Source organism: Thioalkalivibrio sp., from assembly GCF_041685615.1.
Classification (GTDB): domain Bacteria; phylum Pseudomonadota; class Gammaproteobacteria; order Ectothiorhodospirales; family Ectothiorhodospiraceae; genus Thioalkalivibrio.
The window spans coordinates 27,549-39,338 of the sequence record NZ_JAWLFK010000021.1; the positions used below are offsets into that span (position 1 = coordinate 27,549).

Consider the following 11,790-nt stretch of genomic DNA (forward strand, 5'->3'; position numbering starts at 1 on the left):
CGTGGCCTGGCTGTCGACGCTTGCCGGCGTGGAGCCGTGGACCGTCGCAATAATCCTCGTCACGGCCGGATTCTACGGCGGCGCCTTGCTGGCGACCGGGGCGGTCGTGTTCCGCCTGGCGTTTCCGGACCTGCCGGATCCGGAGCGGCGGGCGGCCAGCCGCTTCGGTGCCATCGCGGCCTGGGCGGCGGTCGTGCTGGCACTGCTCCAGTGGCCGTTGCAGGCCGGGTACCTCGGGGGTGGTGGCTTCGGTTCCGCGGTCGATCCTGCGCTGCTCGGCATGGTGTTCGAGGGCGCACAGGGAACGCGCCTGATCCTGGCGGTCACCGGGTTGCTGCTGATGCAGGCGATCCTGCTGGACGCCCGGCGCCTGCCGGGACTGGGCTACGGGTTGAGCCTGGCCGGTGTGGGGCTGGCGATGCTGGCCTTCGTGCAGGTGGGGCATACGGTGGGCGAGCCGCGCGTGCTGCTGGGTGGCCTGCTGGTGCTGCATCTGCTGGCCGTGGCGTTCTGGGTCGGCTCGCTGTGGCCGTTGTACCGGCTGGCGGGCTCCCCTCCGGGCGAGAATGATGCCGCGCGCATCCTGGCGCGTTTCGGGCAACTTGCAGCATTCGGGGTCGGACTGTTGGTGCTGGCGGGCGTGGTCCTGGCCTCGTTGCTGTTGGGCGGAATCACGCCATTGCTCACCACGAGTTACGGCCAGCTTCTGATCGGCAAGGTTCTGATCGTCGGGCTGCTCCTTCTGCTGGCGGCCACGAACAAGTGGCGTCTGGTGCCGGCCTTCGAGCGTGGCGAGCCACGGGCCCCCGGGCGGCTGCGCCGTAGCATTGCACTGGAGGGGACACTGGTCGCCGCGATCCTCCTGGTGACCGCGGTGCTGACCACGGTGAGTTCGCCGGCGAACGGGTAACCGGAGGGGAGGGTGGTGGGCGCCGTTGTCAGATCGGCCGCTGGGCGACAGTAGCGGCGAGCTCGACGTCTTCGCCCTCGCGCTGGATGCGGATGTCGAGCGTTTCGCCCGGCGAGGCCCGGGCGATCACGTTCAGGGCCTCGCGCGGGGTGTTTACGCTGCTGTTGTCGAGGTGGGTGATGACGTCACCCGGCCGGATGCCGGCCTCTTCCGCGGGCCCCTCGCGCAGGATGCCGGCGACCAGGACGCCGCGTGGCGTATCCAGGCCGAAGGACTCGGCGAGTTCGCGGTTCATCGCCTGGACCTCGATTCCCAGCCAGCCACGGGCGACGAAGCCCTGTTCAATGATCTCGGTCATCACGCTGCGCGCGAGGTCCACCGGGATGGCGAAGCCGATGCCGTGGGAGCCGCCGGAGCGCGAGAAGATGGCGGTGTTGATGCCGACCACCTCGCCGCGGGCATTGATCAGCGCCCCGCCGGAATTGCCTGGATTGATGGCCGCGTCTGTCTGGATAAAATCCTCGAAGGTGTTGATCCCGAGCTGGTTGCGCCCGGTGGCGGAAACGATCCCCTGGGTCACCGTCTGGCCGACCCCGAACGGGTTGCCAATGGCGAGCACGACGTCGCCCACCTGCAGGTCGCTGGAATGTCCGACCGTGGCTACGCCCAGCCCCGGTGCGCGCACACGCAGAACGGCGAGGTCGGTATCCGGGTCGATGCCGATGATCTCGGCGGCGTGGGCTTCGCCGCCAGGGAGCATGATGGCGATCGCATCGGCCTCCTCGATCACGTGGTGGTTGGTGAGGATGTGCCCCTGTTCGGTCATGATGACTCCCGAACCGAGACTGGACTGCTCCTGCTCGCCCGGTGGCAACGGCTGGCCGAAAAACTCGTGCAGGCCGAAGCCGGAGGGTCGGTCGATGGTACGGGATGTCATGATATTGACGACTGCCGGCGCGGCGCGGCGGACGCCGTCGGCGTAGCTGGCGGGGGCGCCGGTCGCGGACGGGGTCGGCACCGGCTCGGCGACCTGTAGCTCCGCGCCGGGCTCGTCGCGGCCGAGGATCTGGGGGAAGAACACCGCGATGACCACGGCCAGGGCGATACCGGTCAGCACGGCTTGCAGCAGGAAGCGAGAGAAATTCACCATGGGCCGAATATACCGAATCATTGTTCAACAGGGGATCCCGCTGTGGTCGATCGCGACGAATTGATGCAGGCACTGAATACGGAGCTCGAACCCGAGCGCTTCCGTGACTACTGTCCGAACGGCTTGCAGGTGGAGGGGCGGCGCGAGATCCGCCGGATCGTCAGTGGCGTGACCGCCTCCCTGGCGCTCGTGGAGGCGGCGGTGGAGGCCGGGGCCGACCTGCTTCTGGTGCACCACGGCTACTTCTGGAAGGGCGAGCCACAGGAGATCACCGGGATGAAGCGCGCGCGCATGCGTCAGCTGCTTGCGCACGAGATCAATCTGGTGGCCTACCACCTGCCGCTGGATGCCCACCCGGTGCTCGGCAACAATACCCAGCTGGCCGGGCGGCTCGGCTTCGCGATCGACGGCGTGCTGAGGGAGGATGGCGTGGGTCAGGTCGGCACCCCGGCGCGGGTGCTGTCGGCGCCGGACATGCAGGCGCACATCAGCAACGTGCTGGGGCGCGAGGCGCTGTGCGTGGAGGCCGGTGACCACCCGATCCGGCGCATTGCCTGGTGCACCGGTGGCGCGCAGTCATTGCTGACGGAGGCTGCGTCTCTGGGGGTGGATGCGTACATCAGCGGCGAGATCTCCGAACAGACCACCCATGAGGCGCGCGAGCAGGGGGTGCACTATTTCGCCGCGGGCCATCATGCGACCGAACGCTACGGGGCCCCGGCCCTCGGGCAATGGTGCGCGGAGCGCTTCGGTCTCGAGCACGAGTTCATCGAGATCGACAATCCCGCCTGATCGGGGGGCGCTGAGCCCCTGCACGCAATATTCGCTGCGAGATTGTGGTGCAATCTGTGCGGTTTCGGGGCGTTGCGCGTGCTCGGCGCAAGCCTCCAATAATCAGAAGGTTAAAGGGTTGTGCGTGTGGTGTGACCGAGTGCAAGGCTCGGTCTTAAGGCAGCAATCTACTTGACCTTATTAGCGTGTTCGGGAATTCTATCGGATTTTACAGCCCGCCCAGATGGGCATTTGCGCGTGTGGCCCTGGCCCCTCGCGCCCAGGCTGCGCCATCGCTGTGCGGTCGCGGGAACACGATTTCAACACGTTGTTTGGAGAGACAAACATGGCAAACCAAGGCGTAAACCGAGGCCGTCGCCGGTTCCTCGTCGCCGCGACATCCGTCGTAGGCGGAGCCGGGGTCGCCGCAGTCGCGGCCCCGTTCCTGGCGTCCTTGCAGCCCAGCGCGCGCGCTCAGGCAGCCGGGGCCCCTGTCGAATTCGACGTGTCCGCCGTCGAGCCGGGTCAGCGTGTCAGCGTCGAATGGCGCGGTCAGCCCATCTGGGTTGTGCGGCGCACCGACGAGATGATCGCCGGTTTGTCCGAGGTGACCGATCGCCTGCGTGATCCGGAATCCGAGGAGGAGACCCAGCAGCCGGAATACGCGCAGAACGAGCACCGTTCGCGCGATCCGGAGATCCTGGTCGTGGTCGGCATCTGCACCCATCTGGGCTGCTCGCCGACGTACCGCCCGGAGATCGGCGACCCCGAGATGGGTTCCGACTGGCAGGGTGGCTGGCTGTGCGGCTGCCACGGCTCGCGCTTTGACATCGCCGGTCGCGTCTACCGCAACATGCCGGCGGCCACGAACCTGGTGGTCCCGCGGCACATGTTCCGGACGGACACCATGCTTGTCATTGGTGAAGACGAAGACGGGGAGGCGATCTAATGGCCAGCAATCCTGATACCAAGATCCAGGGCGGTGTGCTGGGCTGGGTGGACGCCCGCTTCCCGCTCTCCCAGATGTGGAACGAACATCTGGCGCAGTATTACGCACCGAAGAACTTCAACTTCTGGTACTTCTTTGGCTCCCTGGCCCTGCTGGTACTGGTGATCCAGATCGTCTCCGGCATCTTCCTGACCATGTTCTACAAGCCCGATGCCGAACTCGCATTCGCGTCGGTCGAGTACATCATGCGTGACGTGGAGTGGGGCTGGCTGATCCGCTACATGCACTCCACCGGCGCCTCGATGTTCTTCGTGGTCGTCTACCTGCACATGTTCCGGGCGCTGCTGTACGGCTCCTACAAGAAGCCGCGGGAGCTGATCTGGATCTTCGGCGTGCTGATCTACCTGGTGCTGATGGCCGAGGCCTTCGCCGGCTACCTGCTGCCGTGGGGCCAGATGTCCTACTGGGGCGCGCAGGTGATCGTGAACCTGTTCCAGACCATCCCGTACATCGGGCCGGACCTTGTGACATGGATCCGCGGTGACTTCCTGCTCTCCGATGCCACGCTGAACCGCTTCTTCGCGCTGCACGTGATTGCCCTGCCGCTGGTGCTGATCATGCTGGTGGCCGCGCACATCATCGCGCTGCACGAAGTGGGGTCCAACAACCCGGATGGCATTAACATCAAGAAGAACAAGGACGAAAACGGCATCCCGAAGGATGGCATTCCGTTCCACCCGTACTATTCCGTGAAGGATCTGGTCGGCGTCGGCGTGTTCCTGATGGTGTTCGCCGCGATCATGTTCTTCTTCCCGGAAGGTGGCGGGAAATTCCTGAAGCCGGACAACATGATCCCGTCCGATCCGCTGGTGACTCCGGACCTGATTCCGCCGGTGTGGTATTTCACCTCCATGTACTCCGTGCTGCGCTCGGTGCCGGACCCGTTCCTCGGCGTGCTGGCCATGGGCGGTGCCGTGGTGATGCTGTTCTTCATCCCCTGGCTGGATCGCAACCCGGTCCTGTCGATGCGCTACCGTTCGTTCGCGGCGAAGTTTAACCTCGCGGTATTCGTGGTGGCGTTCGTGATACTCGGCTGGCTGGGCCTGCAGCAGGCCACCACCGAGGTCGGCGAGATGAGCCTGCGCTTCGCCACGGTGTACTTCGCGTTCTTCTTCATGCTTTGGTTCCTCAGCAAGGAACGGTCCGCGCCTTTCAGTCTGATCGCGTTTGTCGTGGTGGTCGGGATCTACACGTTCTACGACATCGTGCGCTTCGACCCGAGTGAGGCGAGCCTGATCATGTGGTCCTGGCTGATTCCAACCGTGTATCTCTTCGTGACCATGGTGGCCCCCGCCTTCGCGCGTGGCCTGGGCCGTGACCGTGCCGTTCCGGAAAGGGTGACTTCGTAATGAAAACGCTGATTGCAACTACGCTCCTGGCCGCTGCGGCCCTGTTCACCGTCCCGGCTGCATTCGCGGCCGGGTACGACGGCGATCTGGAAGAGGCCAACATCGACGTGAGCAACGAGGCCTCGCTGCAGCGCGGCGCCAACCTGTTCATGAACTACTGCATGGGCTGCCACTCCACCAAATACATGCGCTACAACGGTGTGGCGCGGGACATCGGGTTGACCGAGCAGCACATGGAAGAGAACTTCATCTTCATGACCGATGAGGAGGGCGAGCCGGTCGGTGTCGGCTCCCTGATGGAGAACGCCATGACCGACGATTACGGCGAAGAGGCCTTCGGCGTAGTCCCGCCCGACCTGACCATGACCACGCGGATCAATGGCGAGGACTGGGTCTACACCTTCCTGAAGAGCTTCTACATCGACGAGTCGCGTCCGATGGGCGCGAACAACGAGGTGTTCGAGAATGTCGGTATGCCCCACGTGTTGTGGGAGTTGCAGGGCTGGCAGGAAAAGGTCGACGAGGATGGTGAGGAACGTCTCGAACTGGTGCGCTCCGGACAGATGACGCAGAGCGAGTACGACCGTGCCGTGCGCGACATCGTCACCTACCTCTCCTACATGGGCGAGCCGATGCAGCTGGACCGTCAGCGGATTGGCCTTTACGTACTGATTTTCCTCGGGATCTTCACGATCCTGGCCTACTTCTTGAAAAAGGAGTACTGGAAAGACGTACACTAGGCGGCCTGAACCGTCGCCGGCGCGTTGATCAGGGAAGAACGCGTGCCGGTGTTATTGACCGTCTGCCCGGCACGGGAAACCATCAGGCCGGGGTAGGGAGAAAGCCATGGCGCTGGTCGCCAACCGTCGTTCCGTTATGACCCTCTTTTCTGCTCACGACTGCGTTCGCTGTCACCGCGTGCGTATCATCCTCGCGGAGAAGGACATCGCGGTGGATGTCGTCAACCTTGGGCCGGACGAACTGCCCGAGGATCTCTCGGATCTGAATCCGTACAACGAGGTCCCGACTCTGGTGGATCGCGACCTGGCGCTGTATGGCACCCATGTCATTACCGAATACCTGGACGAGCGGTTCCCGCATCCGCCGTTGATGCCGGTCGATCCGGTCTCGCGCGCGGCCGCGCGGTTGGCGCTTTATCGCGTGGAGCGCGACTGGTACGAGGGGCTGGATGCCGTGTACAAGGCGTCCGGTTCGGGGCTGACCAAGGCGCGCAAGATCCTGCGCGAAAGCCTGGTCAGTTCGGCCGAGATCTTCGAACTCAAGCCGTACTTCCTGAGCGACGAGTTCTCCATCGTCGATTGCGCGATCGCGCCGGTGATGTGGCGGCTGCCCGCGGTGGGTATCGACCTGTCGTCGCTGCCGCAGGCGATCCAGGAATACGCCGATCGGGTCTGCAAGCGCGAGTCGTTCCAGGTGAGTCTGACCGAGGCCGAGCGCGAGCTGCGGCTGTGACTTCGTCCCGCCCTTATCTGCTCCGCGCATTGTGGGAGTGGGTCACGGATAACGGCTTTACGCCGCATATCCTGGTGGACGCTACAGTCGAAGGCGTGGTCGTTCCCGACGCGTTCGTGGATCAGGGGAAGATCACCCTCAATGTCGGGCCATCTGCGGTACAGGCGCTGAATATTGGCGACGAGGCGGTGGCTTTCTCGGCGCGCTTCGCCGGCAACCCGATGGACGTCTTCGTGCCCATGGAGGCCGTGCTCGCAGTTTACGCGCGCGAGAACGGCCAGGGGATGATGTTCGGCAGCGAGCCTGGTCCGGGCCCCGAGGACGACGGTCCCGGCACGCCGCCGGACGGCCCGGACGATGGTGGTAGCGGGGGGGGTGCCCCGGCTTCGAAGCGCAAGGGACCGGCCCTGAAGGTCGTGAAGTAGGGCCCCGCAAGGGGCCTTTTTTGTTTTGGCCTCTATTCCTACGCGGGTCCGGGTGACTTGCCCGGATTGAGAATGTAGTCGGGGTCGAACTCGCGCTTGATGCCCGTCATCAGCCCGAGCGCGACCGGATCCAGCTCGCGGGGCACATAGGCCCGTTTGACCAGTCCGATCCCGTGCTCCCCGGACAACGTCCCGCCGAGAGCGAGAACCAGCGTGAAGACCCCGTCCAGGCAGCGCTCGGCCGCGGCTAGTTCGCCAGGGTCATCGGGGTTCACCAGCAGGTTGACGTGGATATTGCCATTTCCGGCGTGCCCGAAGTTCACGATCTTGACAGCGTGTTCGGTGGCCAGGCGGTCCAGGCCGGCAATCAGGTCCGGGATGCGAGAAACCGGGACGACCACGTCCTCGTTGATCTTCTTGGGGGCCACGGTGCGCAGGGCCGGCGACAGGGCCTTGCGGACCGCCCAGAGCGCCTGTGCCGCCTCGGGCGTGTCGGCACTGCGGGTCTCCAGGCAGCCATCGCCCTCGGACGCACGGCGAATGCCGTCGGTTGTGGCGTCGATCCCGGCCTCGGTGCCGTCAGTCTCGATCATCAGGATGGCCCCCGCCTCCGCGGGCAGGGGGCAGTCCGGGGCATAGTTGCGGATCATCGCGATCGCCGAGTGGTCCATGAACTCCAGCGCCGACGGGATCTCCGCGCGCGCCATGAGACGCGAAACGGCGCGGGCCGCATCCCCGACGTCGCGGTACACGGCCTGGATCAGGCGGGTGGCCTCGGGCCGCGGCGTAAGGCGCAGCGTGGCTTCGGTGGTCACGGCAAGCGTGCCCTCGGAGCCGATCAACAGCCGGGTCAGGTCGTAGCCCACGACACCCTTGGTGGTGTGGACGCCCGTACGGAAGGCCTCGCCGGTCCCGGCCACGGCGGCCAGGCCCAGCGTGTTGTCCCGCGGCGTCCCGTACTTCACTGCGTGGGGGCCGGCGGAGTTGTATGCCAGGTTGCCGCCCAGAGTGCAATAGGCGCTGCTGGTCGGGTCGGGTGGCCAGAAGAACCCGTGGGCAGCGGCGGCCTCCTGGATCTCGCCGTTAGTCGCTCCGGGTTCGGCGATCAACCAGCGATTCTCCGGATCTACCTCGAGGATCCGGTTCATGTGTTCGAAGGACACCACCAGGCCGCCGTGGTCCGGCACCGCCGCGCCCGTCGTCCCCGTGCCGCGGCCCCGACTGGTCAGGGCCACCCCCAGGCGCCGGCACAGACGGACCAGTTCGCGCACCGTGTCGGCGTCGCGCGGGAAGGCGACGCCATCCGGGACTGCGTGCAGCTTCGAGTTGTCCGCGCCGTAGGTCCAGCAGTCGGCAGGATCGAGCAGCCGGTCCCCGGGTTCCAGAAGTTGTTCCAGTTCTCGGGCCAGGGGGGTCATGGGCAGGTGCTCAGTCGATGGACGCCTGGATGGCATCCTGTAGCCACTCAATTCGGTCCTGGCCGTCCAGGGTCATGACATCGAAGCGGACCGGGCCGTGCCAGGCGCTTTCCTGCAGATAGGCCTCGGCCACGCGCAGCAGGCGGGCCCGTTTTCGGCGATCGATGCTTTCCGCGCCCCCTCCGAACCCTGGATGGCTGCGCTTGCGGACCTCGACCAGCACGAGGGTCTCGCCTTCCAGGGCGACCAGGTCGAGTTCGCCGTAGGGGCGGCGCACGTTACGGGCGCGGATCTGCAAGCCGCGGGTCTCGAGGTATGCCGCAGCCCGGTCCTCGGCTGCCTGCCCCGAGGCACCCGGGCGAAACATCAGGACTCTCCGGCCGGGAGATCGATCCGCCTGGGCTCGCCTTGCTCGAAGCGGGCCCAGGCGGGTTCCCGGATCCACTCGTGGCTGAACGGGTTGAGGCTCCAGGCCCCGGCTCCCCCGGTCAGCTGGTGGTGAGGCGCGTCGCGAATGGCCTCCTGGTGCAGGCTCAGCCGCATGGCATCCATGCCCAGGGCGACAAAGCGGGGGAGAGGCTCGTCGCTCGTCCCGGCCTGGTCCCTCAGCAGGCGCACCTGATCGAATACCCTCGGGGCGTCGGGGAACACGATCCCGTTCAGGTCGGCGTCGCGGCCGGCATCCGCCCGCCCGGCGTACACATGCGCCGTGGCCATCATCGGGAGATGGCTGGCTTGGTGAAAGTGGATATGCGGCACGATGCGCCGCACCTGCGATGCCGTTCCGGCAATGAACAGATGGTCCACGTCCGCGCGCACCTGCGGGTCGCCCTCGAGTTTCAGACCCGTGCGACGCGCGACGTCGCGGATGCGGGACTCGCTTTGCGGGATGCCGAGCGCGTTGCCGATGGTGGCGTTCAGTTCGCCCGCGGTGGGCTGGACGCGGATCACGTCCCGCGGGCGGTGGTCCACTTCGGCCAGTGCCGCCCGGTATGCCGTTGCGACGCGGTCGCCAAAATTCCCCTCCGGCAGCAGGACGAGTGGGTGGTTCCAGCCTGCGCGCGCCGCGCGATCCGCTACGGCTCGCGCATCCTCTTCGGGGTTCAGGGCGAGCGTCGTTTGCGCACTGTTGGCGACGGTTTCGGTACGGTTCAGCAGGATCGACGGTACGGTCTCGTCGCTCTGCGCGACCTGGTGCACCGATTCGCGGCGCAGCGGACCGATGATCCCTGCGACGCCCGACTCCACGCCCCGGCGGTACAGGGCGGCGGCGGCATCCGGTTCGCCGCGCGTATCACGCACGATGAGCCGTCCATTGCCCGTGCCCTCCGCGTAAAAGGCACGGGTGATGCCGTCCAGGATTGCGTTTCCCAGTTCGGCCAGTTCGCCGGACAGCGGCAGCAGCACGAGGGTGTCGCCCGGCCTGCCGGTCGCTAGAGGGTGGCTCTCGAGCAGGTCCGGTAGCAGGCTGTTGGCCGGATGCGACGGATGACGTTCGCGCCACTGGCCGGCCGCCTGGCGCGCCTCGTCCTGGGTGTCGGCGGCGCGCAGCAGACGGAACAGGCTCACCCAGGCATCGCCATCCGGCGGATGGTTGCCGACCACGCGTTCGCGCTGGGCGGGGCGCAGCGCCGCAAGGAGGCCCCAGATGCGCTCCTGGTTCTCGCCATGAAGGTCCGGCTCCATGACCAGGAGTCCGTCCAGGCGCAGTCGGGTATCCAGGGCCTGATACCATTGCCCCTCCTGTTCCAGCAGGCGGGCATGCAGGGATAGCCCCTGACGGTAGACCTCGGGAGACCGAGTGGGGTCGTCCGGATCATCCGCGCCGAGGCGTTCCCGGGCCAGGGTCCAGTCACGCTGGGCCGCCGCGAGGCGTGCGCCCAGCAGGCGGGCCTCCTGGGTGTCGCGCTCTGCTTCGGGGAGCTCGGCCCACAGGCTTTCGGCCTGGTCCAGCTGATCGGAGGTCGCCCGATCCAGTGCCAGCACGGCTTCGATGGCGCTGCGCACCCGGTCGGGATCAGGACGTGAACGGGCCTCGCTCAGCAGGAGGCTGGCGCGCACCTCCGGCGGGAGCTCGGCGAGCTCCGGGCGTGCCTCGGGATCCGGGGTGGGTTCCGGGTCCGGGCGCGGGGTGGCGCAGCCCGCCACGATGACCGCGGCCAGCAGCAACAGGGCAAGGCGGGGCAAGGGCCGGGCATGCCCGGCGCAATTGGGGATTCGGGTCACGATAGCGATTCGTCGGCAGATTAAGGGGTCAGTATTGAAAGCGCATCAGGCCGTGTCAACGAACTGGGGCACGTTGTGGGTGGTCGCCACCCCGATCGGCAATCTTGGCGACATGAGTCCGCGTGCCGCCGAAGTCCTGGACCAGGTCCAGCGCATTGCCGCAGAGGATACGCGACACAGTGCCGGGCTGCTGGCCCATCTGGGCGTGCGGACGCCGCTGGTCAGCCTGCACGAGCACAACGAGGCCGAGCGGGTCCCAACGCTGCTGGAGGCGTTGCAGACAGGGGAATCCGTGGCCCTGATCTCGGATGCCGGGACGCCGCTGGTGTCTGATCCCGGATTCCGGCTGGTGCGGTCCGCGCAGGAGGCGGGCGTGGCCGTGCGTGCGACCCCCGGTCCCAGTGCCCTGTTGGCCGCGCTGGCGGTGGCGGGCATGCCGTCCAATCGCTTCTGTTTCGAGGGGTTCCTGCCGCACGCCGCCGGCGCCCGCCTGCGGCACCTCGAGACGCTGCTGGCGCAGCCGCTCACCACGATCGTGTTCGAGTCATCGCATCGCATCCGCGCTGCCGCCGAGGACCTCGCCGGGCTCGCGCCGGAGCGCGAAGTGTTCCTGGCGCGCGAGTTGACCAAGCAGTTCGAGGAGCACTATCGCGGCGGCGCTGGGGGGCTGCCCGCCTGGCTGGATGCCGACCGCAACCGGACGCGGGGCGAATTCGTCCTGATCCTGGGCCCCGCGCCGGCCCCGGACACGGGTGGCGAGGCCGACGAGCCGCTGTCGGCCGAACACGAGCGCCTGCTGGCGGCCTTGCTGCAGGAATTCCCCCTCAAACGCGCCGCGCGTCTGTTGTCCGACGCCACGGATCTGCCGCGCAATCGCGTCTACGCCCGCGCGCTGGCGCTGAAGCACGCCAGGAGCTAGGCCCTTTCCTGCCACCAAGCGCTCTTGCTCGTCTCACCCCCTCGTGTGCTCCCATGAAACAGTTTTTAAGTCATTGTTTTATTGTTTTTAATTGGGCTCTTCTCAAGCGGATTTGGTTGTCAGTTCCAGGCCCAACTGGC

General features: G+C 66.6%; 12 protein-coding genes. 8 read left to right on the forward strand and 4 right to left on the reverse strand.

The genetic code is table 11. The annotated features are described in order from the left end of the window. The first annotated feature begins 1 nt into the window (after window position 1). Window positions 2-910, forward strand: coding sequence for a copper resistance D family protein (locus ACESLR_RS06095; protein ID WP_373024855.1), 909 nt, complete (start codon window positions 2-4; stop codon window positions 908-910). A gap of 28 nt (window positions 911-938) precedes the next feature. Here the strand turns inward: ACESLR_RS06095 and ACESLR_RS06100 are convergent, their stop codons facing one another. Then, the gene (locus ACESLR_RS06100) at window positions 939-2,060 is read right to left on the reverse strand and encodes a S1C family serine protease (RefSeq protein WP_373024854.1); all 1,122 of its coding nucleotides are present in this window, start codon (window positions 2,058-2,060) and stop codon (window positions 939-941) included. 42 nt (window positions 2,061-2,102) lie between these two features. Here ACESLR_RS06100 and ACESLR_RS06105 point away from each other — a divergent pair, with 42 nt between their 5' ends. From ACESLR_RS06105 to ACESLR_RS06130, 6 genes are all read left to right on the forward strand, one after another. Beyond that, window positions 2,103-2,852: a Nif3-like dinuclear metal center hexameric protein gene (locus tag ACESLR_RS06105; RefSeq protein WP_373024853.1), complete on the forward strand. Its 750-nt coding sequence runs from the start codon at window positions 2,103-2,105 to the stop codon at window positions 2,850-2,852. Window positions 2,853-3,177: 325 nt separating this feature from the next. After that, window positions 3,178-3,780 carry a ubiquinol-cytochrome c reductase iron-sulfur subunit gene (gene petA, locus ACESLR_RS06110; protein ID WP_373024852.1) on the forward strand — a complete coding sequence of 201 codons (603 nt, stop codon included), beginning with the start codon at window positions 3,178-3,180 and terminating at the stop codon, window positions 3,778-3,780. Further along, complete coding sequence (locus ACESLR_RS06115) at window positions 3,780-5,189, forward strand: cytochrome b (protein ID WP_373024851.1); 1,410 nt, start codon at window positions 3,780-3,782, stop codon at window positions 5,187-5,189. Before petA ends, ACESLR_RS06115 begins: the two co-directional genes overlap by 1 nt. Next, complete coding sequence (locus tag ACESLR_RS06120) at window positions 5,189-5,929, forward strand: cytochrome c1 (protein ID WP_373024850.1); 741 nt, start codon at window positions 5,189-5,191, stop codon at window positions 5,927-5,929. The genes ACESLR_RS06115 and ACESLR_RS06120 overlap by 1 nt, the downstream gene beginning before the upstream one ends. Before the next feature lie 106 nt (window positions 5,930-6,035). Next, on the forward strand, window positions 6,036-6,662 hold the full coding sequence (locus tag ACESLR_RS06125; protein ID WP_024327854.1) for a glutathione S-transferase N-terminal domain-containing protein: 627 nt from the start codon (window positions 6,036-6,038) through the stop codon (window positions 6,660-6,662). Continuing rightward, window positions 6,659-7,087 carry a ClpXP protease specificity-enhancing factor gene (locus ACESLR_RS06130; RefSeq protein ID WP_373024849.1) on the forward strand — a complete coding sequence of 143 codons (429 nt, stop codon included), beginning with the start codon at window positions 6,659-6,661 and terminating at the stop codon, window positions 7,085-7,087. The genes ACESLR_RS06125 and ACESLR_RS06130 overlap by 4 nt, the downstream gene beginning before the upstream one ends. A gap of 38 nt (window positions 7,088-7,125) precedes the next feature. On the opposite strand, the gene ACESLR_RS06135 is transcribed toward ACESLR_RS06130, so the two are convergent. Genes ACESLR_RS06135 through ACESLR_RS06145 form a run of 3 tightly spaced genes read right to left on the reverse strand, consistent with a single transcriptional unit; the run spans window position 7,126 to window position 10,731 of the window. Beyond that, window positions 7,126-8,505, reverse strand: coding sequence for an FAD-binding oxidoreductase (locus ACESLR_RS06135; protein WP_373024848.1), 1,380 nt, complete (start codon window positions 8,503-8,505; stop codon window positions 7,126-7,128). 10 nt (window positions 8,506-8,515) lie between these two features. After that, window positions 8,516-8,872 (reverse strand): YraN family protein, encoded by a 357-nt coding sequence (locus ACESLR_RS06140; protein WP_373024847.1) that lies wholly within the window; start codon window positions 8,870-8,872, stop codon window positions 8,516-8,518. Further along, entirely contained in the window at window positions 8,872-10,731 is a 1,860-nt protein-coding gene (locus ACESLR_RS06145; RefSeq protein WP_373024846.1) for a penicillin-binding protein activator, read from the reverse strand. Before ACESLR_RS06145 ends, ACESLR_RS06140 begins: the two co-directional genes overlap by 1 nt. A 73-nt stretch (window positions 10,732-10,804) precedes the next feature. On the opposite strand from ACESLR_RS06145, the gene rsmI reads away from it, so the two are divergent. Then, complete coding sequence (gene rsmI / locus ACESLR_RS06150; RefSeq protein ID WP_373024882.1) at window positions 10,805-11,650, forward strand: 16S rRNA (cytidine(1402)-2'-O)-methyltransferase; 846 nt, start codon at window positions 10,805-10,807, stop codon at window positions 11,648-11,650. The last annotated feature ends 140 nt before the right edge of the window (window positions 11,651-11,790 follow it).